Below are 23430 nucleotides of genomic sequence, written 5' to 3' on the forward strand. Positions count from 1 at the left end.
CAGAAGTGATTCAAATCACAAACTATTTTGTCCGGAGTGATAAATTATAGGGATTAAGGGAATCCGGGAGGATCTGTGATGACAAGATATGAGCAGCAAAGACAATTACTGAAATCTAATTTCCATGAATTCAAAGCAATTAAGACCGATAAGATCAAAGGGCTTGAGCAGCCGCCGATTGTCAAGCCTTTTGATGCGGGGTCGCGGATTATTGATTTGCCTAAGGTCAGCCGGGACCCTGTGAGCCAGAACAGTATTTATGATTGTATCGCTCAAAGAAGAAGCACAAGATTCTATTCGGCTGATGCGTTAAGTCTCGAGGAGTTATCCTATTTGTTATGGGCGACCCAGGGAATTACGGGCATGAGCAAGAACGGGCTTACCCTGCGGACGGTACCTTGTAGCGGGGCGACGCACACCTTTGAAACCTATCTGCTGATTATGCGTGTAGAAGGCATTCCGCAGGGCATCTACAGATACCTTCCTGTGGAGCACAAGCTGTTGTTCATGTTTAAATTAGACCAGCTGGAACAGAAGATTGATGCGATTACTCTGGATCAGCCCTTCGTGCCTAACTTCGCCAAGAAGGCTTCGGTGTTGTTCGCCTGGAGTACCACGCCCTACCGTTCCGAATGGAAATACGATATTTCAGCGCACAAAAAAATTCTTATTGATGTCGGCCATGTCTGCCAGAACCTGTATCTGGCCAGCGAATCCATCGGCGCCGGGGCTTGTGCCATCGGAATCTATGATCAGAAGCTGATTGATGAGGTCCTGGGACTTGACGGCGATGAGGAATTTGTGATCTATCTTGGTGCGGTCGGGAAGAAGCGCGAATAGCTGCAAATATATTGAACATAGTCCGCAGCACTCTGGTTGATGGCTTCATCACTGGCCTGGAAGGAAGCGCCGAAGACGGCGAAATAGGGCAGGGCGGTGGCGCCGACATGGATTGCACTGGCTTTGAACGGGGTTATAACTTCATCTACGGTAAAAGAAACAGAGCCGGCGGGCAGGTAGTTTTCTTGCTTATCGCCAATGGACAGGGCTAACCCCAGCTTCTTTCCCTTCAGCTTGTTCCCGTTTGAACCGTAAGCCCATCCGTGAGTGAAGACTTCATCCATCCACTTTTTTAATAAAGGCGGGTAGCTGTACCAATACAGGGGGAACTGAAAAATTATAAGTTCATGTCCTTCCAGTAAACGCTGCTCTTGCTGAACGTCAATGCGGAAGTCCGGATACTGCTTGTACAGCTCATGGACCGTAACCTGCTCCGGATGCTGCAGCAGCTCCTGCTTCCATCTTTTATTCACTCTTGAAGCCTCAATATCAGGATGTGCCAGTATCACGAGGGCTGTCATCATTTATCACCTATCCTTGCGTATATTTGCTTGGTGCAGATGCTTATATTATTTTGTAAGCCAGCGAAAATGTAAATACACACAATGAAGTAACAAGGTTACCTCAAGGTGTGCATTGGACTTTGCGCAGGGATGTGGCATGATTAGATCAGTTCTATTTATTTTAAAAGCGGGTGGGGTGCCGGGTATGAAGCAATATCATTTAGGGATAGAGGCAACGCTGGAGATTATCGGGGGGAAATGGAAGTCGTTAATCATTTGTATACTGATGTCCGGGGCCCAACGGACCAGCGAATTGCAGCGCAGGATTCCGGGGATCTCGCAAAAGGTTCTGATCCAGCAGCTCCGCGAGCTTGAAAGGGATGGAATCGTCAGCCGGGAGGTCTACAATCAGATGCCGCCCAAAGTGGAATACTGTATCACAGAGTATGGAATTACAGCCAATGAGATCATTGACTTAATGTGCTCCTGGGGCAGAACCAATATTGCGATCCGGCAGCAAAGGGGTGAGGAAGTCATGCTGCTTGATAAGGACTCCGAAGAGGAGCAGAACTGATATACTAAACTATTGACAATAGTTTGATGTCAAACTATAATCCTTTTATGGAAACCAGAGATGCTATTTCACTTATATCCAAGATCCGCGAGAAGGTTAACCGGTTCATCGTACAAGAGATGGCGAAGCAGGGAGTAGACGGCATTGCCACCTCACACGGGGATATTCTTTATGCGCTGTTGTCTAAGCACAGACTTACCATGGCCGAGATCTCGGCACATATTCATAAGGACAAATCTACGGTTACAGCACTTGTGGATAAGCTGGTCCGGCTGGGACTGGTTATGAAGGAGAGGGATCAGGAGGACACCCGGTACGTATACGTCACTCTAACCGGGAAGGGGAAGGAGCTGGAGCCTGTATTTGAATCGGTCTCTTCTGCCATGCTGAAGCAGTTCTACCGCGATATCACGGAAGAGGAGCAAGCGATTTTGCTGACGATTTTGCTGAAAATCAATCATAATTTCTAAAATATTTGTATGATAGTTTGATGTCAAACTAATTATGGAAAGGACATTACGATGAGAGACTACACTGATGAATTACCGCCGCATACAGAGAGATATGTCGGTGAGCATGATCTGTATCTAGAGATATACAAGGGAGAGGAGGCTCGGGAAGGCCAGGAACAGGAAGCTAAGGCACCCCTGCTGTTTGTGCACGGTGTGTATACCGGAAGCTGGATGTGGAGCAAGTACCTTCCCCACTTCATCCGCGAAGGCTGGACCTGTTATGTGATGAATCTGAGAAGTCATTACCGGAGCCGGGTGCTGGATATGACGCAGATTACCTTTGAAGATTATCTGGAGGATATCCATGAGGTGGTGCAGGTGGTACAGGCTGAATGCGGAGTTACTCCTGTCCTGATCGGGTTCAGCATGGGCGGGATTCTTAGCCAGAAGGTGGCGGAGACGGCCGGACTGCCCGGGCTTGTACTGATTGATTCAAGTCTATGCAGAGAGGTACATGAGGAGGTCCCTTATACGGATATCGTCAGAACGATACCAGGTAATGTAGTGCCCGCTCCGGTCCGCGAAGAGGAGAGCAGCTTGGATGAGACGGCAGAAGACATAGCGTTTCAGCGCAAATACCTGACGATGGAGTCCGCCAAGGCGTTTCGAACTTTTTCTTATCACTTCGGTGCAGCAGGGGTATCCGTAGACAGCGTGTCCATTACTTGCCCTTGTCTGGTGATCCATGCGGTTAACAGTGATGAGGATGAACGCCGGGGCAGAGCCAATGCAGCGTATTTCCGCGCAGCCTATGCAGGTCTTTGGAGCACCACCCATACCGGCCTGCTCGTAGGACAGCGCTATCTGGAAGCGGCACAGACGATCCTGCAGTGGTTGGCAAGATAATATAGTGCGGCAAATAAAAGGCCGCCTGAACCGGGATACTCCCGTTCCTTAGCGGCCTTAACCTGATAGGTGAAGGGTGTTCTATATATACATCTAACTGTAAGTTAGTGAAATTTGACAGTCTTGATGCGCGACTCCTGTTCATAAGTCAGCGGGCTCGGCGTTGGCGGTGTGTGCAGATGGCGGTGTGCGCTGTATTCCATTCTCCGGTAATCCTCTTCTCCCGAAGCCATCCCAGGCTGCCACATACCGGTTACCCAATTCTTCAGTTCCTTAATTCCTGCCAGCATTGCATTCATCCTCCTTGGCAATGAAATACGGTGGATATATTCAACAGTTATTACCTTTGTTTACGTTTTCATCATACCACAAAAGAAGTGGGAATCCAATGGATGTCTCTCTGAAAAAGACAAATAAATAAATAAAAATGTTGTTATAAAAGGGTTTGTGTTTAATGAAGAGAACAATGTCCTCGTGGAGGAGACTATAGCGGTTCAACAAAAAAGCGACAGCCGGATAGGGCGGTCGCTTGGGGAAAAATTACGCAGAGGAGGCTAAACGTTTCAATTCTGCTTCCTGATCTATAGAACGCCGGGCCAGCACATCCAGCGTTGCGTCATGTCCTCTTAAGGTTCGGTCAATCCGCTCCAGCGTAACCCGGTTGGCAACGACTTCAGCATTGACCTCGGACACCGCCTGTTGAATAAGCGGAATAAGCCTCGTATCTTCTTTTATGCTCTCAATATCGGCCTTGATTGTAACAAGCTCCGCAACAATTTCAGACTTAAACGTGTTGAACTCGGAATGAAGGTTTTTTACATCCGACTTAATATCCGTTATTTCCGACTTCATTCCTTGCAGCTCCGCAAGAATCTGCTGGAGAATTACATCGCTCATAGACACAGCTCCTTCAATAGGGTGGGAATAGAACTGACAATAAAGAGTGAATGCTGGTGGAATTAGCTTAGGTAATTATAGCATATACGGGCTTGAACGGGCCGCTGCTGTAAAAAGATTTCCAAGAAAATATTGGACATAAGGGGACAAAATCATCCGGGGTTCTACACTATCCGGCACTGATATTTCAATTTATAAATATACAAAATAGGACAATGGGTGTAATATGGCATTACTTAGACTTCCCGGAGCGTATGAGTTGAATAGTTGTGCAGAGAACGGGCGCCATCCCGAAAGGGCGGCTTCGACGTTTCTACTTCTATGCCTGCATGTGAATAAATGCGCATGGTTCTTCTGATCCTGTTCCTGGAAGTGCAAGTGAAGCGACACCAAGAAGCGTAACCGATAAGAGATGGGGGAATCAAGATTCATGAAGACTAAAAACTGGAAACACCTTATGAAGCTGTTCGTGCTGACTGCTGCTGTCAGTGTGGTCGCTGCCGGCTGCGGCAGCCCGAATAATGCAGGCAATGCCAAACAAGCAAATTCCGGAAATACTGCAGCACCTGCTGAGGCCGTTACAATATCGCTTGGGCTGCTGCCTTCCATTGATGCCATACCTTTTATTATTGCCCATGAGCAAGGCTTCGATAAACAGCATCATGTGAATCTGGATATCCAGACCTTCAAGAGTGCCAAGGATCGTGATGTAGCTTTTCAAGCCGGTAAAGTGGATGGCCTCAGTGCGGATCTGGTAGCTATCTCGATCTATAATGAAGCGGGACTCGATGTCAAAATCACCAGCACCACCACAGGCGAATTTGATCTGCTGACCGGAAACGACGAAGTGAAAGAGGTCAAGGATCTGAAGGGGAAGACCGTGATTCTGTCCAAGAATACTTCGACCCAGTATACCGTGGCGATGATGCTGAAGCAGGCAGGTCTGACGGAAGACGATATTACCGTAACTGAAGTGCCGCAGATTCCGACCCGGCTGGAGCTGCTGAAGAATAATAAGGCCGATGCGGCTGTTTTGCCGGAGCCTTTTGTAACCATGGGCCGCTCTGCCGGTCTGCGCGTCCTCAGCTCTACCCATAGTGCCGGAATCAATCCGTTTGTGCTGGCTTTTCCGCAGAGTGCGATTGATGCCAAGGGACAAGGTATCCGCGATATGTACGCCGCTTACGATGAAGCTGTGAATTATATGAAAACGCATGACCAGTCCGAATATATCGACCTGATTATTAAAGAAGTAGGTTATCCTGACACGCTGAAGAATGAGATTAAGGTACCGGAATACCTCCCTGCGAACCAGGTGGATGTGAAGGAAGTGGAGGCTGCATTTGTCTGGGCCCGTGAAAAGGGACTATTGACCAAAGAGCTATCGGCTGAAGAAGTGATCTCCGATGTCCAGTTCAAAAAATAGCGGACTCCGCATTCAGAACCTGCATGTTGCCTACCGGAACGGGCAGCTGGCGCTGGGGAGAATGAACCTGACCCTGCCGGAGCACGGGATTTATACGGTGATCGGCCCTTCGGGCAGCGGCAAATCCACACTGCTGCGGGTGATTGCCGGATTGCTGCCGGGTTATGAGGGGGAGCTTCTTTTCAACGGCAGCTCTGTCCATGACAAGGAGACGCTGATTGGACTGGTGCCGCAGAATTACGGTCTGCTGCCCTGGAAGACGGTCCGTGACAACATCCGGATTGCGATGCGCATCGCCCGTCCCGGCGGCTTGAGCCCCAATAAGCGGGAGCAGGACGGGCAAATCTTGCATTGGCTTGATTCCATGGGGATAGCCGGACTGGCTGACCGGTTTCCGCTCTCGCTGAGCGGAGGACAGCAGCAACGCGTAGCCATTGCCCGCGCCTTCGCCATTCTGCCGACCATCCTGCTGCTGGATGAGCCGTTCTCGGCGCTTGATGCGATTACGCGGGAAGGGCTCCAGCAGATTTTTATCGACAATTGGCAGGCCCATCCGGCAACCACGCTGTTCGTCACCCATGATGTGGAAGAGGCCATTCTCCTGGGACAGAAGATAATTATCATGCTGCCCGGGCAACAGGAGCCGCCGGAGATTCTTGACAACTCTGCTATATTCGCAATGAAGCATACGGATAAACGGGAGAGCAACGAGTACTTCGAGCAGAGCAAGAGAATCCGAAAGGTAATGATGGAGAAATGGTGAAACAACGGCATATTCTTCACCTGCTGCGCCTGCTGTTCGTTTTTGCCGGGATGAATGTCATCTGGTATGTTGCTTACCTGCTGATGAATCATTCCATCCTGCCTAGTCCCGGCGCGGTCTATAAGGCGATGTTTGAGCTGGGGGCCCGTGAGGTGGCTCTGAATGTCGGCTACAGTCTGATGCGGATCACTGAAGGGGTGCTGCTGGCTCTGCTGCTTGGTCTGCTTGCCGGTCTGCTGATGGGCCGCTCTCCATTCTGGAACAGGCTGCTGGACCCGGTCGTCTATCTGACTTATCCGATTCCCAAGATCGCACTGCTGCCGGTGGTTATGCTCTTCTTCGGACTGGGGGAGACCTCCAAGGTGCTGATGATTATGCTGATTCTGCTGTTCCAGGTCATTATCTCAGTGCGTGATGGCGTGAAGGCCATCCCTGAGAGTACCTATGATGTCCTGACAAGTATCGGTGCCAGCACGATGCAGAAATTCTGGAATGTGACGCTTCCCGGCGCTTTGTCGGTGATCCTCAGTACAATTCGCATTTCGCTGGGTACAGCCATTTCAGTTCTCTTCTTCACCGAGATCTACGGTACGGAGCACGGCATGGGCTTCTTCATCATGGATGCCTGGCTGCGGCTGGATTACCCGGAGATGTATGCCGGAATTATGCTGTTCAGTCTGGTGGGGTTTGTGCTGTTCCTGCTGGTGGATGTGCTGGATTACAGATTTATGAAGTGGCGGAGATAGCTATACATATTAAGCAGGATCAACTTGAGCACTTGGGTGGACGCTCTGCGATCGAGATTTTATTTATTTCCCTAATCGGTAAAAATCCGGAGACCAAGGCGACCGCTATCGCTTCTCCGCGGGTCGTTCCGTTCACTCCGCTGTTTAAACTGGATGCGATAAACTTAAGTTCCAAAAACTCAAAAAAGAAATCGCCCTTTTGGTAAGATGGAAAATTCATCATCCATCTCAAGGGGGCGATTTCTTTTTATTTTATGGACCAGCTTTTCTTTCTAATAGAGATTATTTACCGAGCTGCTTATCGACTTCCTTGACAGGGTTCTCGCCGACATTCTCTTCAGTCTTGACACTGCTCAGGAACCAGCCTGTAGCAGCAATAATAATCAGAACCACATAGAAGGTTAATTTCCACCAGGTGCTGTGCGCGAAGTCTTCGGACAATACTCCCAGGGAAGGGTGGGCCAGAGTAATGACGGCAAGCTTAACGCCTACCCAGCCGACGATGAAGAATGCGGCAACCTCAAGGCCCGGACGGGTATGAAGCAGCTTAACGAAGAAGGAAGCAGCGAACCGCATAATGACGAGTCCAATGAATCCGCCCGCGAAAATCACGAGGAACTGTCCGCCGTCGAGGCCGCCGATGTGGCCGATTCCGCTTGGCGGAAGGGCAACGGCAAGGGCTACGGCTGCGAGGATGGAGTCTACCGCAAAGGCGATATCGGCAACTTCCACCTTAAATACAGTGAACCAGAAGCTGGCTTTCTTCTTATTAACAGCTCCGGGGCTTCCGCTTTCAGCGGCTTCTTCCGTGACCGGCTTAGCGAATAACACTTTTCGGAAGATATGATTCCCCGCGATAAATAATAGATAAAGCGCACCGATGGCTTGTACCTGCCAGATATCCACCAGATAGGAGATGACGAACAGCGATCCGAACCGGAACACAAAGGCCCCGGCCAATCCGTAGAACAGCGCCTTCTTACGTTCCTCATCAGGAAGATGTTTGACCATGATTGCCAGTACAAGTGCGTTATCTGCGGCAAGCAGCCCTTCCAGTGCTACGAGAACGAGCAATACCCATCCGTATTCTAATAATAATCCCCAATCCATTGCTGTTTCCTCCTCAAATGGTTTAGCTGCTTTGTTGAAAAATACCCATGATACCCATATTGTAACCAAAATTATATAAAAAAGACCTTTACCAAACAGATTAGCCTTTGGAATAAAGGTAACCTGATTGGTAAAGGTCTCGCTAACAATAATTTATTGCCGATAAAACCGGAGAACATCCTCACATTCTCGTATTGACGATTTTATCTAACAGCTACTCCCCTTTACGGGATTATATGAAATTATAAGGTATTTCGCTTCTGGCTAAAAGTATCATATCCGAGTTAAGAGACATTGTCAATGTTTTTGTGAGAAGAAATATCAATAGAAATGACTGGCCTGTAAACGGAAACATGATAAGTTCAAGTCATATAAGTTGACGTATGATATGGCGAAAATGCAAACAAAAGGAAATAAAGGGCAAAACAAGCGTTGATCTAATTGACGATATCCGGAGATGAAAATATGATGAGACTAATTAAAGCGGCTAAAGCAAGAACGGTGTTATGTAAAGTGACATTAAACAAGCCGAAGGCCACTTGAACCGTCGTATAGGGAAAATAGAGAGGCTTAGCTAAAAAACTTAAGCAAATGCTTCCAAAGCGAGTTTTACTGCGAGGTGATTTCAAAGAAGTGATGCTCCGTAAAACTTTTAGGAGGTGGGAAATGAAGCAGCCGTCATGGTTATCAAGTCAAGCGGAGGAGATTAGCCGCCACCCTTGCTACAGCGAGGAGGCCCACCGGTTCTATGCCCGGATGCACATTCCGGTTGCTCCCGCCTGTAACATCCAGTGCAACTACTGCAACCGCAAGTTCGATTGTGTGAATGAGAGCAGGCCGGGCGTGGTCAGTGAAGTGCTTACGCCGGAGCAGGCGGAACGCAAGGTGAGAGGAGTTGCCGCTCAGCTCATGCAGCTCTCTGTAGTGGGTATAGCCGGACCCGGAGATCCGCTGGCGAATCCGGAACAGACCTTCGATACCTTTGCCCGGATCACAAAGGTTGTACCGGATGTATCCCTTTGCCTCAGCACCAATGGACTAACGTTGTACCGGAATGTGGATGAGATTATTCAGCTTGGTATCCGTCATGTCACGATCACGATCAATGCGGTCGATCCTGAGGTGGCCCAGGCGATTTATCCGTGGGTGGTCGATGAAGGGGTCCGGTATGAAGGAAGAGAGGCAGCAGAGCTGTTGATCAGCCGTCAATTGCTGGGGCTTGAGATGCTGGCGAAGCTGGGAATTCTGGTCAAAGTGAATTCCATTCTGATTCCGGGGGTCAACGATCATCATCTGCCCGCCGTGTCCGCAAGGGTACAAGAACTCGGGGCCACGCTGCATAATGTAACACCGCTGATTATCGCACCGGGCAGCCAGTACGAAGCAGATGGGCGCAAGGCGCCCCGTCCGAAGGAGCTGCTTAATCTGCAGGAGCGGCTTGGCAAGGGGGGGATGAAGGTGATGCGCCACTGCCGGCAGTGCCGGGCGGATGCAATCGGGCTGCTGGGCCAGGACCGCAATTCCGATTTCCCGCTGGAGGCGATGGAAGCTGAGCCGGTTGTTAACGAACAGGCGCGGGCGATGTTCCAGCGTGAGCTGGATGCCACAATCCGCGAACGTGTCAAAGCCAAGCGGGCCAGACGTATGCAGGCAGGGGGACCGAAAACACGGGTTGCAGTGGCTACAAGAGGCGGCGATAAGGTGAATCAGCATTTCGGTCATGCCACCGAGTTTCTGATTTATGACACTGACGGAGCAGATGTACAGCTCCTGGGTGTCCGTAAGATACAAGCGTATTGTCATGGCACGGCAGACTGTAACGGTGACAAAGCCGACACGCTGCAAGAAATCATCTCTATTCTAAGTGACTGCCGTATTCTTCTCTGCTCGGGCATCGGGGACGCCCCCAGGGCCAGCCTGAACCAGAGCGGAGTGCTGCCCCTAGTCCGCCAAGGCGGAATTCAGGTAGCGATTCTCGAAAGTGTGAAGTACAGCTCTTATTTTGAAAATACAAACATGTCGAAGGGATGATGAACAATGAGACAAATCGCGTTCTACGGTAAAGGCGGTATCGGTAAATCGACAACTTCACAGAATACCCTGGCTCAGCTGGCAACGAAATTCGGGCAAAGAATAATGATCGTAGGCTGTGACCCGAAGGCAGATTCCACCCGCCTGATTCTGAACACGAAAGCCCAGAACTCCGTGCTGGAACTGGCGGCTGAGCTTGGCTCAGTGGAGGACCTGGAGCTTGAGGATGTACTTCAAAGGGGCTTCGGCGACATTATCAACGTGGAGTGCGGCGGGCCGGAACCGGGCGTAGGCTGCGCAGGACGCGGGATCATTACTGCCATCAACTTCCTGGAGCAGGAGGGGGCTTATCAGGATCTGGATTTTGTATCCTATGACGTACTCGGTGACGTTGTATGCGGCGGTTTCGCTATGCCAATCCGCCAAGGCAAGGCACAGGAGATCTACATTGTCTGCTCCGGTGAGATGATGGCGATGTATGCAGCGAACAATATCGCCCGCGGTATCCTGAAATATGCGACCAGCGGCGGTGTGAGACTGGGCGGCCTGATCTGCAACAGCCGGAACACAGATCGTGAAGATGAGCTGATCATGGAGCTTGCCCGCCGCCTGAACACCCAGATGATTCACTTTGTCCCCCGTGACAACATCGTTCAGCATGCCGAGCTGCGCAGAATGACTGTAGCCCAATACAACCCGGCCCATCAGCAGGCGAAAGAGTATGAGATCCTGGCTGACAAGATCCTCAACAACAAAATGCTGACCATTCCCACTCCGATCTCGATGGAAGAACTGGAAGAGCTGCTGATGGAATTCGGCATCATTGAGGATGAAGAAGCAGCGATCAAGAAGCTGCAGGCTTCCGGTTAATAAGACGCCAGCATGAAGAAAAGGAGGGTCAAGCATGGGGCTGAATATCGAAGAGAATCAGAAGCGGGTGGCGGAAATTCTGGAAGCCTACCCAAAAAAGGCGAGGAAGGACCGCGAGAAGCATTTTCAGGTCGCCACGGATCATGCGATAGATTGCGGGACCTGCGCAGTCAAGTCCAACATCAAATCCCGTCCGGGCGTGATGACTCCGCGCGGCTGTGCATATGCAGGGTCCAAGGGGGTAGTCTGGGGTCCGATCAAGGACATGGTTCACATCAGTCATGGCCCTGTCGGCTGCGGACAGTATAGCTGGGGTACGCGCCGTAACTTTGCGAACGGGACGCTCGGAATCGACAACTTCACGGCGATGCAGATTAGCAGTGATTTTCAGGAGACGGATATTGTCTTCGGCGGGGATAAGAAGCTGGCCGTAATTATGCGTGAGATTACCGAGATGTTCCCTCTGGCCAAAGGGATCTCGGTTCAATCCGAGTGCCCGGTCGGTCTGATCGGTGATGATATTGAAGCGGTGTCGAAGAAGATGTCCAAAGAGCTGGCGATGCCGATTGTTCCCGTACGCTGCGAAGGCTTCCGGGGGGTCAGCCAATCGCTGGGTCATCATATTGCGAACGATGCGATCCGCGATTTCGTCATGGGCCGCGCCGAGCTGGCCGAGACGGGGCCTTACGATGTTAATATTATCGGTGACTATAATATCGGCGGCGATGCCTGGGCCTCCCGCATTCTGCTGGAAGAGATGGGCCTGCGGGTTATTGCCCAGTGGTCCGGCGACGGCTCCCTGAATGAGCTGGAGGTAGCCCACAAGGCGAAGCTCAACCTGATCCACTGCCACCGTTCGATGAACTATATGGTGGATCATATGGAGAGAGCTTACGGCATTCCTTGGCTGGAATATAATTTCTTCGGGCCGACCAAGACGTATGAGAGCCTGCGGGCGATTGCAGTGCTTTTTGACGAGACGATCCAGGAGAACTGTGAGCGGATGATTGCCGGATACAAGCCGGTCATGGATGCTGTGATCCATAAGTACAGACCCCGTCTGGAGAACAAAACGGTCATGCTGATGATCGGGGGCCTTCGTTCCCGGCATACCATTGGAGCGTATGAGGATCTGGGTATGGACATCGTGGCTTCCGGTTATGAATTCGCCCATAAGGATGACTATGAGAAGATGCTCCCGATGCTTGCGGAAGGAACCATTGTTATGGATGATCCTACTGCCTATGAGCTGGAGGAGATCACTAAGAAGCTGAACATTGATCTGGTGGGCTCGGGGGTGAAGGAGAAATATGTGTATCACAAAATGGGTGTTCCGTTCCGTCAGATGCACTCCTGGGATTACAGCGGCCCGTATCACGGCTTCGACGGCTTTAAGGTGTTCGCCAAAGACATGGATATGACAGTGAATAGCCCGGTATGGGATCTTGTAGCCCCGAAATCCAGAGTCCAGCCGGAGGAGGCGAGCGTATGAGCAGGGACGAACTGAACATTAAGGATAATACCCGCCTGTTCAAGGAAGAGCGTTATGTTCAGCAGCGGGAGAACAAGAAACAATTCGAAGCGCCTTGCAGCGGGCAGGAGACTGCCGAGGCACTCGCGTACTCCAAATCTGCGGAATATATGGAGAAAAATTTTGGCCGCCAGAATGTGGTCATCAACCCGCACAAAGCCTGCCAGCCGCTCGGTTCCGTAATGGCCGCGCTCGGCTTCGAGAAAACACTGCCGTTTGTACACGGCTCGCAGGGCTGCAACGCTTACTTCCGCAGTCATCTCAGCCGTCACTTCAAAGAACCTACACCATCCGTTTCCACTTCAATGACCGAGGATGCGGCTGTATTCGGCGGAATGAACAATCTGATTGAGGGTCTGGAGAATAGCGTCGCACTGTACAAACCGGAGATGGTTGCGATCTGTACTACCTGTATGGCTGAGGTGATCGGGGATGACCTGAACTCCTTCATCGGCAATGCCCGCATTAAGGGAGTGATCAGTGAAGAATATCCGGTGGCCTATTGCAACACGCCAAGCTTCGTAGGTTCACATATCACAGGCTATGACGCCATGATCAAAGGCATTCTGAGCTACCTCTATACCCGCTCGGGCATCGAGAGTAAGCCGGGAAGCGGCGCGGAGAGTGGAGAGAAGCTGAATGTTCTGCTTGGATTCGAGCCATACACCGGTAACTTTGCGGAGATGCGCAAGATTCTGGAAGCCTTCGATACTAGATACACCATTCTGGGAGATCACAGCGGGAATTATGACTCCCCGGCTACCGGAGAGTACGAATATTACTATGGCGGCACGAAGCTGGAGGATGTTCCGCAGGCGGCGAATGCACTGGGAACCTTGTCTCTGCAGAAGTATACGCTGAAGAAAACCCAGGAATATATCAGCGGCATCTGGAGCCAGCAGATTTCCGCATTATCGACACCGATTGGTATCAGAGGCACGGATACATTGCTGGAAGCAATCAGCGGGCTGACAGGTCTGCCGGTTCCGGCTTCACTTACGGAGGAGCGCGGCCGGGTAGTAGATGCGCTTATGGACAGCCACCCTTATCTTCACGGCAAACGGGTTGCGCTGGTAGGTGACCCGGATCTGCTGATCGGTCTGATCGGGTTCTGTCTGGAAACCGGGATGGAGCCGGTGCATATCGTCTGCTCGAACGGCGATGTGGATTACAACGAAGTGAAGTTCAAGGATGAAGCTGAGTCGCTGCTGGCAGCAAGTCCTTACGGTTCCGAAGCAACTGTGCATGTGGGTAAAGACTTGTGGCATATGCGCTCCCTGCTGCTGAATGACACGGTTGATCTGGCCATCGGCAGCTCGCATCTGAAATTCGCCGCCAAGGATGCCGATGTGCCGCTGATCCGGGTCGGCTTCCCGATCTTCGACCGCCATCACATGCACCGGTATCCCATCCTCGGATATCAGGGGACGCTCCATCTGCTTAGCTTAATCGTGAATACTATCCTCCAGCAGCTCGATGATAACAATTCCGGCTTTAATTTCGAACTGGTACGTTAATCTGCGCACAAGCCTGGCGTGAATTCCAGCAGCTTAAGCGAAGGAGAGGAAGAGCCGATGGACCCTGTGCGTAAAGACGAATTTGATTCCGCAGCTTGCGGGAGCATCGCCCCCAAAGCAAAACCCTGCCCGCGGCCCAAGCCAGGTGAGGCCGCTGGAGGCTGCTCCTTCGACGGAGCCCAGATTACGCTGCTGCCGATTATGGACGCTGCGCATCTTGTCCATGGACCGATTGCCTGCGCAGGTAATAGCTGGGAGAGCAGGGGAGCGTTATCAAGCGGACCCTGTCTGTCCCAATATGGCTTTGCTACTGATCTTACGGATTCTGAACTTATTTTTGGCGGCGAGAAGAAACTGAAGGACAGTATTGACTATATTGCCGGGCGCTTTGCGCCTCCGGCAATATTTGTATATTCAACTTGTGTGACGGCGCTGATCGGCGAAGATATGGATGCGGTCTGCAAATCGGCGGCGCAGCGGACTGGAATTCCTGTGATTCCGGTGAACAGTCCCGGCTTCGTCGGCAGCAAGAATCTCGGCAACCGGCTGGCGGGGGATGCCCTGCTGCAGTACGTTATCGGGACGGGAGAGCCGGAGCCGGGGGCAGTCCCCGGTGTCAATCTTATCGGGGAGTATAATATCGCCGGTGAGATGTGGGATATCGAGAAGCTGATGAACAGCGCCGGGATTGCTGTAACCTCGCGGATTACGGGGGATGCCCGCTATAAGGAGATTACATGGGCGCACCGGGCGAGAGTGAATATGGTGGTCTGCAGCCGGGCGCTGCTGGGTCTTGCCAAGGAGATGGAAGCGAGGTACGGCATCCCGTATTTCGAAGGCTCGTTCTATGGCGCTAAGGAAACAACCTATTCCCTGCGCCAGATGGCGTATCTGATGAATGACCGCGAGATGGAGCGGCGTGTGGACCGGCTTACAGAGCGGGAGGAAGCCAGGTTAAGTCAGGAGCTGCGGCCTTACCGCAAACTGCTGAAGGGCAAACGGGCTGTACTCTATACCGGCGGCGTCAAAAGCTGGTCGGTGATCTCGGCGCTGAAGGAGCTTGGCGTCCAGGTAGTCGGGGTAGGCACGAACAAAAGTACAGAGGAGGATGTGCGGCGGATTGCGGACCGGGTGGGCGACGATACGGAATACATTCCCGAAGGCGGAGCCGCCCGGATGATCAAGACGGTCAGGGAACGCAAGGCTGACATTATGATTGCCGGCGGACGCAATATGTACGTGGCGATGAAAGAGCAGATTCCCTTCATTGATATTAACCAAGAGCGGCATAAAGCGTACGCCGGGTATGAAGGGCTGCTGCGGCTGGCCAAGGAGCTGACCTATTCGCTGGCGAACCCCATCTGGAGGCTGGCCGCAAGCCCGGCTCCGTGGGATAAGGAGGTGCCTCCTTATGACCGTTAACCGGAGACAGAAGCCCGTATCGGTGAACCCGCTGAAGATCGGGCAGTCGCTGGGAGCTGTGATGGCACTCCAGGGGTGTTACCGGGCAATGCCGCTGATTCACGGGTCCCAGGGCTGCTCTGCTTTTCCGAAGGCGCTCTTGACCCGGCATTTCCGGGAGCCGATTGCCGTGCAGACCTCTGCGCTGCAGGAGATGGATGTCATCTTCGACGCCAACCGCAATCTGGAGGAGGCGCTGAATCTGGTGCTGAGTAAGCATCGTCCGGATATCATCGGCATTATTGGAACTGAACTGACCGATGTGGCGGGTGTGGATTATCAGAATATGCTTAAGACGTATAAAAGAGAGCGGAATATGCGCGGCGGACTCGCCTTCTCTGTTGTGGTACCTGATTTTCGCGGATCACTGGAATCGGGCTTCAGCTCTACGGTAGAAGCTATGATTGACGAGATGATCCAGCAGGCCGGACACCGGGGGGCCAGGAGTGTGAAGCCCCGGCAGATCACCTTGCTGCCTGGATCGTTCCTAACCCCGGCGGATGTGATGGAGCTGAAGGAGATGATCTCCTCCTTCGGGTTCGAGGTCATTGCACTGCCCGATATCTCGACCTCCTTGTCGGGACATCTGCTCACCGGCTTCTCGCCGCTGACGCGCGGCGGGGTTCCGCTGGACTCTATGCTCCAGAGCCTGCAGTCCGGGCTGACCCTTGCCGTCGGCGGCAGTATGGAACGTCCGGCCAGACGGCTGCATAATGCTATAGGCACTCCTTATAAGGTATTTGCCGGGGCAATGGGGCTGGGGGCCGCAGATGAAATGCTGCATTTCCTGCACCAGATCAGCGGCGAGCCGGTGCCGCTGCGATATTGCTGGCAGAGGGAGAATCTGCTCGACAGTATGCTGGATGCCCATTTTCAATTTGCCGGAATGTCGGTCCTGACCGCACTGGAACCGGATCATCTATATTCGGTCTCAGGGTGGCTGGAGGAGCTGGGGGTAGAGCAGAAGGCGCTGATTACCTCATACGAAACCCCGCTCGTTGCCGGAATGGAACGTGAGGTATGGGTAGGGGATCTGGACGATGCCGAGGTACTCGGCAAGGGAGCCGATCTATGGATCAGTAATTCCCACGGGATCGCAGGTGCAGAGCGGATCGGCGCAGCCTTCATGTCTGCCGGGTTCCCGGTCTGGAATGAGTTTGGGGTTTATATGTCCGTATCTGTCGGGTACCGGGGGGCTATGGAATGGAGTAACAAGGCAGGAAATCTGCTCATGCGAAGGGAGGAAGAGCACCGTGAAAGTAGCGTTCGCCACAGATGATGGAAGCCGTGTGAATACCCATTTCGGACAAAGTCCGATGTTCGCTGTCTATGATGTAACGAAGTCCGGTGCTTCACTGGTTGAGCTGCGTAAGCTGCCAGCGGTGCTGAACCAGGATGAAGCGGGCAGAATCGACAGCCGCCTGGATAGCATTACCGACTGTACCTTGATCTTCATTATGCAGATTGGCGCATCGGCGGCTGCGCGGGTGACGCGCCGCAAGATTATGCCAGTGAAGGTGCCTTTGGGGAGTCCCATAGAGGAACAGCTGAAACGGCTGGTGGAGATGCTTCAGGGCAAGCCGCCCATATGGCTGGCCAAGGTGCTGCGGGCGGAGGAGAATAACGGGAGCGAAGGGGGAGAAGCGGATGGAACCCGTGGTTAATGATAATGGAGTTATGAAGAATACGGGGATTACGGGAGCTTCTGCAGCAAGGCTGCGCAGCCGCAAAGTACATAGGGAACTGAATCCGGAGACTGCGGATGCCCTGGTCCGGCGGCTGTGCCATCTGCTGGATGCCGGAGATTACTTCGGACGGAGCAGCAGCTTACCGCCGCTGGAGAAGATCGGGAAGCTGTTCCTGGCTACTGATGAGGATCAGAATCAATCGGAATTCAATTGTGCCGTGTCGCCGAAGGTGCGCCGGCAGGTACCACTGCTGTTCCAGGCTATGGCCGGAGTGATGGAAGAAAGAACGGGCCTCATGATCCAGAGTACCGCTGAGATTAACGGTGAAGGGTTCGGCCGGGGGCTGCTGTACAGCGGCCGGATCATTCTGTTGCTCCGAAGCCTGCGGGCCGGATTCCCCTTCCCGTTCATTTCGGGGGAGAAGATGATCCGGTACGGGGTGGAAGGCATTGAAGAGGGACTGGATGTTCTGAAGAAGTATGAAGAGATCACTTCACAGCACGGGCTGCTTAGCCTGGAGGGCTAGAGTACAGGGGCGGAAGAAAGGAATAATATAACTGGTCACAGGGGGATTCAGGGATGGAGCAGCTTGCCGGAGGTTTGGAGCTGGAACGCTATACCCGGCAGCTGAAGCTGCTCGGGGAGGACGGACAGCAGGCACTGAAGGAAGCGACGGTGCTGGTGGCCGGGATCGGCGGACTTGGCGGGACGGCTGCGCTTTATTTGGCGGCGGCAGGTGTCGGCAGGCTTATTTTGGCACATGAAGGAGTTGTTCTTGCACCGGATCTTAACCGCCAGATTCTGATGGACAGCGAGCATCTCGGCCAGGAGAGGATAAGTAGGGCTATGGCCCGGCTGAAGGCGCTGAATCCGCATGTGGAGATTGAAGGCTATAATTCCACAATTGAATATCACGCGGCCAGACCCTGGGTAGAGGCAGCCGATCTTGTAATTGATGCGCGGTACGATTTCCCTGAGCGGTATGCGCTGAATCGGCTGTGTGTCGATACGGGCACACCTATGGTGGAGGCGGCCATGTATGGGTTTGAAATATCGCTTACTACTGTGATTCCTGGACAGACGCCTTGTCTCGAATGCCTGTACCCGGCGGATGTGCAGACGCAGTGGGAGCCGTTCGGATTTCCTGTCCTGGGTGCTGCTTCCGGGATTGCAGGTTGTCTGGCAGCGCTGGAGGCCGTAAAATGGATTACAGGGGTAGGGACAACTTATGCGGGCGTAATGCATCGCTTCAGCTCACTCGACTTCGCCTGTTACAGCGTCCATATTACCCGTAATCCGAATTGCGCTTGCTGCGGAGAAGGAGGTAAACCGTGAAAAGTCTCAAGCTATGTGACACGACACTGAGGGATGGTGAACAGGCGGCTGGAGTTTCATTCACGAGGGCGGAAAAGCTGGAAATCGCAAAGTTGCTGTCGGAGTGCGGAGTTGAGCAGGCGGAGGTAGGAATCCCTGCCATGGGCAAGCGGGAGCAGGAGGATATTGCCGCTGTCGCTGAACTGGGATTACCCATGAAGCTGATGACCTGGAACCGCTCGGTCCCGGGGGATATTGACAAGGCAAAGGCTACCGGAGTGAACTGGAGTCATATCTCCATTCCGGTATCGGAGATTCAATTGCAGGGGAAGCTGGGGCTCACACCCCGGGAAGGTCTGAACAAGCTCCTGCGTACTGTAGAATACGGGCTGAAGCAAGACCTGACGGTGTCGGTAGGCCTGGAGGATTCCTCCAGGGCAGAGATGGATTTCCTCATTGAACTGGTCAATACGTTGTATAAGGAAGGTATCCGCAGGTTCCGTTATGCCGATACCGTCTCGGCCCATCATCCAGGGCAGATCGCAGACAGGGTACACCTGCTGCTGGGTGCAGTGCCTGGTGATGTGGAGCTGGAGGTGCACTGCCACAATGATTTTGGGCTGGCCTGTGCCAACACGCTCAGCGGCATCGCTGCCGGAGCGGTGTGGGCCAGCACGACTGTGGCCGGGATCGGCGAACGGACCGGCAATGCGGCCATGGAGGAGGTAGCCATGGCCTGGCGCTATTTGTACGGCGGGGAATGCACAGTGAGGCTGGAGCTGCTCCAAGGCCTGGCTGACAAGGTGATCGCTGCCTCCGGCCGCCATGTCGGCGATGCGAAGCCGATAGTGGGGGAGCTGGCCTTCACCCACGAATCCGGGATTCATGTGGACGGGCTGATGAAGGAGAAGTCCACATACCAGTCCTTCGATCCGGCGGAGGTGGGCCGGGCGCACCGCTTCGTGCTCGGCAAGCATTCCGGCAGCGGCGGTGTGACGCATGTGCTGGAGCGGCAGGGACTTGAGGTTGATGCCGAGACGGCTGGCCGCCTGCTGGAGAAGGTCCGCGATTACGCGGATGCCCGCAAAGGCACGGTACCGGAATATATGCTGGTGCAATGGCTGATGGAAGAGCAGCAGCGCGCACAGAATGCGGTATAGAAGGATGGATTCCGCTTGGGCAGTTAGCCTGTTGTAGGCTGACGGTAATTTTATAGGCTGATCTTTAAGCTGCGGCGGTTCTCCATGTGGAGTACTGGCGCGGCTTTTTTTGAGCGATACTGGATTGCCCGGCAATAGTATATGTTTTATGTGGACGGGGGGTGAGAGGGCAAAAGTTTGACTTTGGGGCGCTCAGGGTGAATTCAGCTTGTCCCTCCTGCACAAATACCCGCTTTTAATAAAAATAAATTCCTGCCTACAGGGTGAATGTCCATGCCCTTTATGGGTTAACGGAGTAGGATACATAAAGTCTGTAGGAGGTGTTGAGCATGGGTCTTACCAAACATAAGAGAAAGAAGCGGATCTGTAAAGATGAGATCGCAGAATGCCCGCTGCCAAAAGCGAAGCGTCCTGTGAGAAAACGGAAGGACAACCAATGCGGCTGCAAGAAAATTATCGTCAAGCAGCAAATTGTCCGCGTCAATATTCCATTAGGTGCGCTGGGGGCAGCGGGCGCGGCCGGAGCCTTAAGCGCGGCAGGCGCTGTTGAAGCACTGGGAGCGGCGGGAGCCGCAGGTGCAGCAGGTGCGCTCGGCGCAGCGGGAGCAGCCGGAGCGCTGGGCGAACAGGGAACCGCAGGGGCACTGGGGGCCATCGGCGCGGCCGGAGCACTTGGCGCCGCAGGTGCAGCTGGTGCAGCAGGTGCCCGTGGAGCAGCGGGAGCAGCCGGGTTGCTCGGTGCGGCCGGAGCCGTCGGGGGGCTGGGCGCCGCCGGTACCCAAGGTGCGCTGGGAGCAGCGGGCGCGGCGGGAGCATTAGGCGCAGCCGGAGCGCTCGGCGGGATCGGTCCGGCGGGCCCGGCAGGCCCAGCGGGAGCGGCAGGAGCCATCGGCCCGGCAGGCCCAGCGGGAGCGGCAGGAGCCATTGGCCCGGCAGGCCCAGCGGGCGCGGCGGGAGCCATCGGCCCGGCGGGGCCAGCAGGAGCGGCAGGAGCCATCGGCCCGGCGGGGCCAGCGGGAGCGGCGGGAGCCATCGGCCCGGCGGGGCCAGCGGGAGCGGCAGGAGCCATTGGCCCGGCGGGGCCAGCGGGAGCAACGGGTGCAACAGGGGTTGCCGGTCCAGCCGGGGCAACGGGAGCGACGGGTGCCACAGGGGCGGCTGGTGGAATCGCCCAGTTCGGTTACGTATATAACCTCGGTGCGCAGGTAGTGCCGATTGAGGCAGATGTGTCTTTTGATACAAATGGGCTGCTTACTCCCGGAATTACACATGCCCCTGGTACAACTACAATTTCGGTGACCAATGCCGGGATCTATGAGGTTAATTTCTCGGTCTCGGGTGTGGAGCCCAACCAGTTTGCCTTATTCGTGAACGGGGCACAGGTTCCGGGAACGGTCTATGGGTCGGGTGCAGGCACCCAGCAGAATACCGGCCAGGCGATCATCGCATTATCGTCAGGCGATGTGCTGACGCTTCGGAATCACAGCTCGGCTGCCGCAGTCACCCTGCAGACGCTGGCCGGAGGAACACAAGCCAACGTCAATGCTTCGATTGTCATTAAGCAGCTGGCTTAGGGACTCTTTTGACCAGAATAATTCCACTGATTGGGCCGGATACGTCCCGGCAGAAGACGGGTACCCGATCAGGGTGTCCGTCTTTTCTTTTGCGCGGCAAAGGTCGGTCAGGCTTGTGAATACGCAGGTTGGTTGAAGGCGGTGGTTCTGGTTAAAATATATTAATGTGTCTTATGCAACAGGAATCGAGAGAAGCGGAGGTATCTGAAGTGAACCCTAAATGGTGGAAAGAGAGTGTTGTCTACCAGATCTATCCGATCAGCTTCATGGACGCTAACGGTGATGGAATTGGAGATTTGCGCGGAATATTATCGAAGCTTGATTACTTGCAGGACCTCGGGGTGGATGTGATATGGGTCTGCCCGATTTATAAATCCCCGAACCATGACAATGGCTATGATATCAGCGATTATTGCGACATTATGAAGGAATTCGGCACGATGGATGATTTCGACCTGCTGCTGCGCGAGATGCATTCCCGCGGGATGAAGCTGATGATGGACCTGGTGCTGAATCATACCTCGCATGAGCACCCTTGGTTCGTGGAGTCCAGAAGCTCGAAGGACAATCCCAAGCGTGACTATTATATATGGCGACAAGGTAAAAAAGGTGGTCCGCCCAACAACTGGGAATCCTACTTCAGCGGTTCGGTCTGGGAGCTTGATCCCCGTACGGATGAATATTACCTGCATCTGTATTCCCGGTTCCAGCCCGATCTCAACTGGGAGAATCCTGCTGTAATCGACAAGCTGCATGAGATGGTGGAGTGGTGGCTGAAGAAGGGAGTGGACGGCTTCCGTTTTGATGCGATTGCCCATATCGTGAAGGCGGAGGGCTACCCGGATGCGCTGAATCCCGGCGGAACGCCAACCGTCCGCGCCTATGACATGTTCTCGAACCTGGAGCATGTGCATACCCTGCTGCAGAACCTGCATGATAAGGTGCTCTATTACTACGATATTATGACGGTGGGGGAGACCTCGGGGCTCGGGCCGGAGCAGGCGCTGGATTATGTCGGTGACGGACGCCGCGAGCTCAATATGACCTTTCAGTTCGAGCATATGAATCTGGATGCAGCCTCGCCGGGCAGCGGGAAATGGGATGTGGTGCCCTGGAAGCTGACGGATCTCAAGAGGATCATCAGCGATTGGCAGACCGTGCTGCATAACCGGGGCTGGAACGCCAACTATCTGTGCAACCATGACCAGCCGCGCTCGGTGTCGCGGTTCGGCAATGACCTGTTCTACCGCATTCCGTCGGCCAAAATGCTCGCCACCTTCATTCACATGCTCGAAGGCACGCCTTATATTTATCAGGGTGAGGAGCTGGGAATGACCAATGTAGCCTTCGAGTCGATTGATGATTACCGGGATGTGGAGACACTGAATTATTACGAGGAAAAGCGAAAGAACGGCATTCCGGAAGCCGACATCATGGCTGCAATCCACATCAAAAGCCGCGACAACGCACGTACGCCTATGCAATGGGATGACAGTGATGAGGCCGGATTCACGACAGGGGTCCCTTGGATCAGAGTGAACTCGAACTCCCGGGAGATCAATGCGGCGAGCAGTGTTAAGGACCCTGACTCCATCTTCCATTATTATAAGAAACTGATCCAGCTGCGTAAAAAACATCAGGTCATCGTCTACGGTGAATACGGATTGCTGCTGGAGGAGCATCCCGAGATTTATGCCTACACCCGGACGCTGGAGGATCAGCGGCTGCTGGTGATCCTCAATTTCTACGAGAATGAGCCTGTATTTGAGCTGCCGGAGGAATTCCAGCCCGCCGGGAAGCTGGAGCTGCTGATCTCTAATTATCCGCCCGTCAAAGAGGAGGATCTGCGCCAGCTGAAGCTTCGTCCTTATGAAGCGCGCGTCTACCTCCAGCACATAAGCACTAGTTCATAAGGGGGGAATGCGGCCCCCGGCCCTATTACGATGAGCAGTCCAGCAGTCCCGGTGTAGTCTCCCGGGACTGCTGTTTGTGTTAGCTAAAATGTTGCATGTCTGTGACTCGGCTATGTTTCTATAGGGAAAGACGGTACAATAAGCGTTATTAGAA

The 23430-nt window shown here is 53.5% G+C and carries 23 protein-coding genes; 19 read left to right on the forward strand and 4 right to left on the reverse strand.

The window, feature by feature from the left end:
- The first annotated feature begins 78 nt into the window (after positions 1-78).
- Entirely contained in the window at positions 79-840 is a 762-nt protein-coding gene (locus HQN87_RS10635; RefSeq protein ID WP_173131969.1) for a SagB/ThcOx family dehydrogenase, read from the forward strand.
- Here HQN87_RS10635 and HQN87_RS10640 read toward each other — a convergent pair.
- Entirely contained in the window at positions 807-1361 is a 555-nt protein-coding gene (locus HQN87_RS10640) for an NAD(P)H-dependent oxidoreductase (protein ID WP_173132553.1), read from the reverse strand. The two genes, HQN87_RS10635 and HQN87_RS10640, sit on opposite strands and share 34 nt — an antisense overlap.
- A gap of 187 nt (positions 1362-1548) precedes the next feature.
- On the opposite strand from HQN87_RS10640, the gene HQN87_RS10645 reads away from it, so the two are divergent.
- The 3 genes from HQN87_RS10645 to HQN87_RS10655 are packed head-to-tail and all read left to right on the forward strand — an operon-like array spanning position 1549 to position 3275.
- The gene (locus HQN87_RS10645) at positions 1549-1917 is read left to right on the forward strand and encodes a winged helix-turn-helix transcriptional regulator (protein ID WP_173131972.1); all 369 of its coding nucleotides are present in this window, start codon (positions 1549-1551) and stop codon (positions 1915-1917) included.
- A 47-nt stretch (positions 1918-1964) separates the two neighbouring features.
- The gene (locus tag HQN87_RS10650; protein ID WP_173131975.1) at positions 1965-2387 is read left to right on the forward strand and encodes a MarR family winged helix-turn-helix transcriptional regulator; all 423 of its coding nucleotides are present in this window, start codon (positions 1965-1967) and stop codon (positions 2385-2387) included.
- Between the two features lie 51 nt (positions 2388-2438).
- Positions 2439-3275: an alpha/beta hydrolase family protein gene (locus tag HQN87_RS10655; RefSeq protein WP_173131978.1), complete on the forward strand. Its 837-nt coding sequence runs from the start codon at positions 2439-2441 to the stop codon at positions 3273-3275.
- A gap of 104 nt (positions 3276-3379) precedes the next feature.
- On the opposite strand, the gene HQN87_RS10660 is transcribed toward HQN87_RS10655, so the two are convergent.
- Positions 3380-3565, reverse strand: a complete 186-nt coding sequence (locus tag HQN87_RS10660; RefSeq protein ID WP_036723496.1) for a hypothetical protein — start codon at positions 3563-3565, stop codon at positions 3380-3382.
- Between the two features lie 250 nt (positions 3566-3815).
- The gene (locus HQN87_RS10665) at positions 3816-4172 is read right to left on the reverse strand and encodes a histidine kinase (protein WP_173131981.1); all 357 of its coding nucleotides are present in this window, start codon (positions 4170-4172) and stop codon (positions 3816-3818) included.
- 430 nt (positions 4173-4602) lie between these two features.
- On the opposite strand from HQN87_RS10665, the gene HQN87_RS10670 reads away from it, so the two are divergent.
- From HQN87_RS10670 to HQN87_RS10680, 3 genes are read left to right on the forward strand one after another with little or no spacing between them, the layout of a single operon-like run.
- Positions 4603-5598 (forward strand): ABC transporter substrate-binding protein, encoded by a 996-nt coding sequence (locus tag HQN87_RS10670; RefSeq protein WP_173131984.1) that lies wholly within the window; start codon positions 4603-4605, stop codon positions 5596-5598.
- Positions 5579-6361, forward strand: coding sequence for an ABC transporter ATP-binding protein (locus tag HQN87_RS10675; protein WP_173131987.1), 783 nt, complete (start codon positions 5579-5581; stop codon positions 6359-6361). The genes HQN87_RS10670 and HQN87_RS10675 overlap by 20 nt, the downstream gene beginning before the upstream one ends.
- Positions 6355-7107 carry an ABC transporter permease gene (locus HQN87_RS10680; protein WP_173131990.1) on the forward strand — a complete coding sequence of 251 codons (753 nt, stop codon included), beginning with the start codon at positions 6355-6357 and terminating at the stop codon, positions 7105-7107. Before HQN87_RS10675 ends, HQN87_RS10680 begins: the two co-directional genes overlap by 7 nt.
- A 282-nt stretch (positions 7108-7389) precedes the next feature.
- On the opposite strand, the gene HQN87_RS10685 is transcribed toward HQN87_RS10680, so the two are convergent.
- Entirely contained in the window at positions 7390-8217 is an 828-nt protein-coding gene (locus tag HQN87_RS10685) for a TerC family protein (protein WP_173131993.1), read from the reverse strand.
- A gap of 666 nt (positions 8218-8883) precedes the next feature.
- Between HQN87_RS10685 and nifB the strand changes: the two genes are divergently transcribed.
- The 12 genes from nifB (at position 8884) to HQN87_RS10745 (ending at position 23276) form a co-directional block, all read left to right on the forward strand.
- Positions 8884-10248, forward strand: a complete 1365-nt coding sequence (nifB, locus tag HQN87_RS10690) for a nitrogenase cofactor biosynthesis protein NifB (RefSeq protein WP_173131996.1) — start codon at positions 8884-8886, stop codon at positions 10246-10248.
- Between the two features lie 6 nt (positions 10249-10254).
- Positions 10255-11118 carry a nitrogenase iron protein gene (gene nifH, locus HQN87_RS10695; protein ID WP_173131999.1) on the forward strand — a complete coding sequence of 288 codons (864 nt, stop codon included), beginning with the start codon at positions 10255-10257 and terminating at the stop codon, positions 11116-11118.
- 34 nt (positions 11119-11152) lie between these two features.
- The gene (gene nifD, locus HQN87_RS10700) at positions 11153-12610 is read left to right on the forward strand and encodes a nitrogenase molybdenum-iron protein alpha chain (protein ID WP_173132002.1); all 1458 of its coding nucleotides are present in this window, start codon (positions 11153-11155) and stop codon (positions 12608-12610) included.
- A complete protein-coding gene (gene nifK, locus HQN87_RS10705) occupies positions 12607-14166 on the forward strand; it encodes a nitrogenase molybdenum-iron protein subunit beta (RefSeq protein WP_173132005.1) in 1560 nt (519 codons plus the stop codon). Before nifD ends, nifK begins: the two co-directional genes overlap by 4 nt.
- A gap of 57 nt (positions 14167-14223) precedes the next feature.
- A complete protein-coding gene (nifE, locus tag HQN87_RS10710) occupies positions 14224-15588 on the forward strand; it encodes a nitrogenase iron-molybdenum cofactor biosynthesis protein NifE (RefSeq protein ID WP_173132008.1) in 1365 nt (454 codons plus the stop codon).
- On the forward strand, positions 15578-16906 hold the full coding sequence (nifN, locus tag HQN87_RS10715) for a nitrogenase iron-molybdenum cofactor biosynthesis protein NifN (protein ID WP_173132011.1): 1329 nt from the start codon (positions 15578-15580) through the stop codon (positions 16904-16906). Before nifE ends, nifN begins: the two co-directional genes overlap by 11 nt.
- The gene (gene nifX, locus HQN87_RS10720; protein ID WP_173132014.1) at positions 16881-17291 is read left to right on the forward strand and encodes a nitrogen fixation protein NifX; all 411 of its coding nucleotides are present in this window, start codon (positions 16881-16883) and stop codon (positions 17289-17291) included. The genes nifN and nifX overlap by 26 nt, the downstream gene beginning before the upstream one ends.
- Positions 17275-17841 carry a DUF269 domain-containing protein gene (locus tag HQN87_RS10725; protein ID WP_216857231.1) on the forward strand — a complete coding sequence of 189 codons (567 nt, stop codon included), beginning with the start codon at positions 17275-17277 and terminating at the stop codon, positions 17839-17841. The genes nifX and HQN87_RS10725 overlap by 17 nt, the downstream gene beginning before the upstream one ends.
- A gap of 53 nt (positions 17842-17894) precedes the next feature.
- Positions 17895-18650 (forward strand): HesA/MoeB/ThiF family protein, encoded by a 756-nt coding sequence (locus tag HQN87_RS10730; protein ID WP_173132020.1) that lies wholly within the window; start codon positions 17895-17897, stop codon positions 18648-18650.
- Positions 18647-19789 carry a hydroxymethylglutaryl-CoA lyase-like TIM-barrel protein gene (locus HQN87_RS10735; protein ID WP_173132024.1) on the forward strand — a complete coding sequence of 381 codons (1143 nt, stop codon included), beginning with the start codon at positions 18647-18649 and terminating at the stop codon, positions 19787-19789. The genes HQN87_RS10730 and HQN87_RS10735 overlap by 4 nt, the downstream gene beginning before the upstream one ends.
- Positions 19790-20118: 329 nt before the next feature.
- Positions 20119-21363, forward strand: a complete 1245-nt coding sequence (locus HQN87_RS10740) for a BclA C-terminal domain-containing protein (RefSeq protein WP_173132027.1) — start codon at positions 20119-20121, stop codon at positions 21361-21363.
- A 173-nt stretch (positions 21364-21536) separates the two neighbouring features.
- Positions 21537-23276 carry a glycoside hydrolase family 13 protein gene (locus HQN87_RS10745; protein WP_216857232.1) on the forward strand — a complete coding sequence of 580 codons (1740 nt, stop codon included), beginning with the start codon at positions 21537-21539 and terminating at the stop codon, positions 23274-23276.
- Positions 23277-23430: the final 154 nt, after the last annotated feature.

This window comes from Paenibacillus tritici (assembly GCF_013204885.1).
GTDB classification, from domain to species: Bacteria; Bacillota; Bacilli; order Paenibacillales; family Paenibacillaceae; genus Paenibacillus_AQ; species Paenibacillus_AQ tritici.

Coding starts and splice junctions, on each gene's coding strand:
- HQN87_RS10635 (WP_173131969.1), top strand. CDS start 79: ATGACAAGATATGAGCAGCAAAGACAATTACTGAAATCTAATTTCCAT.
- HQN87_RS10680 (WP_173131990.1), top strand. CDS start 6,355: ATGGTGAAACAACGGCATATTCTTCACCTGCTGCGCCTGCTGTTCGTT.
- nifK (WP_173132005.1), top strand. CDS start 12,607: ATGAGCAGGGACGAACTGAACATTAAGGATAATACCCGCCTGTTCAAG.
- HQN87_RS10660 (WP_036723496.1), bottom strand. CDS start 3,565: ATGCTGGCAGGAATTAAGGAACTGAAGAATTGGGTAACCGGTATGTGG.
- HQN87_RS10655 (WP_173131978.1), top strand. CDS start 2,439: ATGAGAGACTACACTGATGAATTACCGCCGCATACAGAGAGATATGTC.
- nifH (WP_173131999.1), top strand. CDS start 10,255: ATGAGACAAATCGCGTTCTACGGTAAAGGCGGTATCGGTAAATCGACA.
- HQN87_RS10665 (WP_173131981.1), bottom strand. CDS start 4,172: ATGAGCGATGTAATTCTCCAGCAGATTCTTGCGGAGCTGCAAGGAATG.
- nifE (WP_173132008.1), top strand. CDS start 14,224: ATGGACCCTGTGCGTAAAGACGAATTTGATTCCGCAGCTTGCGGGAGC.
- nifD (WP_173132002.1), top strand. CDS start 11,153: ATGGGGCTGAATATCGAAGAGAATCAGAAGCGGGTGGCGGAAATTCTG.
- HQN87_RS10670 (WP_173131984.1), top strand. CDS start 4,603: ATGAAGACTAAAAACTGGAAACACCTTATGAAGCTGTTCGTGCTGACT.
- HQN87_RS10675 (WP_173131987.1), top strand. CDS start 5,579: ATGTCCAGTTCAAAAAATAGCGGACTCCGCATTCAGAACCTGCATGTT.
- HQN87_RS10645 (WP_173131972.1), top strand. CDS start 1,549: ATGAAGCAATATCATTTAGGGATAGAGGCAACGCTGGAGATTATCGGG.
- HQN87_RS10650 (WP_173131975.1), top strand. CDS start 1,965: ATGGAAACCAGAGATGCTATTTCACTTATATCCAAGATCCGCGAGAAG.
- HQN87_RS10745 (WP_216857232.1), top strand. CDS start 21,537: ATGCAACAGGAATCGAGAGAAGCGGAGGTATCTGAAGTGAACCCTAAA.
- HQN87_RS10640 (WP_173132553.1), bottom strand. CDS start 1,361: ATGACAGCCCTCGTGATACTGGCACATCCTGATATTGAGGCTTCAAGA.
- HQN87_RS10725 (WP_216857231.1), top strand. CDS start 17,275: ATGGAACCCGTGGTTAATGATAATGGAGTTATGAAGAATACGGGGATT.
- nifN (WP_173132011.1), top strand. CDS start 15,578: ATGACCGTTAACCGGAGACAGAAGCCCGTATCGGTGAACCCGCTGAAG.
- HQN87_RS10740 (WP_173132027.1), top strand. CDS start 20,119: ATGGGTCTTACCAAACATAAGAGAAAGAAGCGGATCTGTAAAGATGAG.
- HQN87_RS10685 (WP_173131993.1), bottom strand. CDS start 8,217: ATGGATTGGGGATTATTATTAGAATACGGATGGGTATTGCTCGTTCTC.
- HQN87_RS10730 (WP_173132020.1), top strand. CDS start 17,895: ATGGAGCAGCTTGCCGGAGGTTTGGAGCTGGAACGCTATACCCGGCAG.
- nifB (WP_173131996.1), top strand. CDS start 8,884: ATGAAGCAGCCGTCATGGTTATCAAGTCAAGCGGAGGAGATTAGCCGC.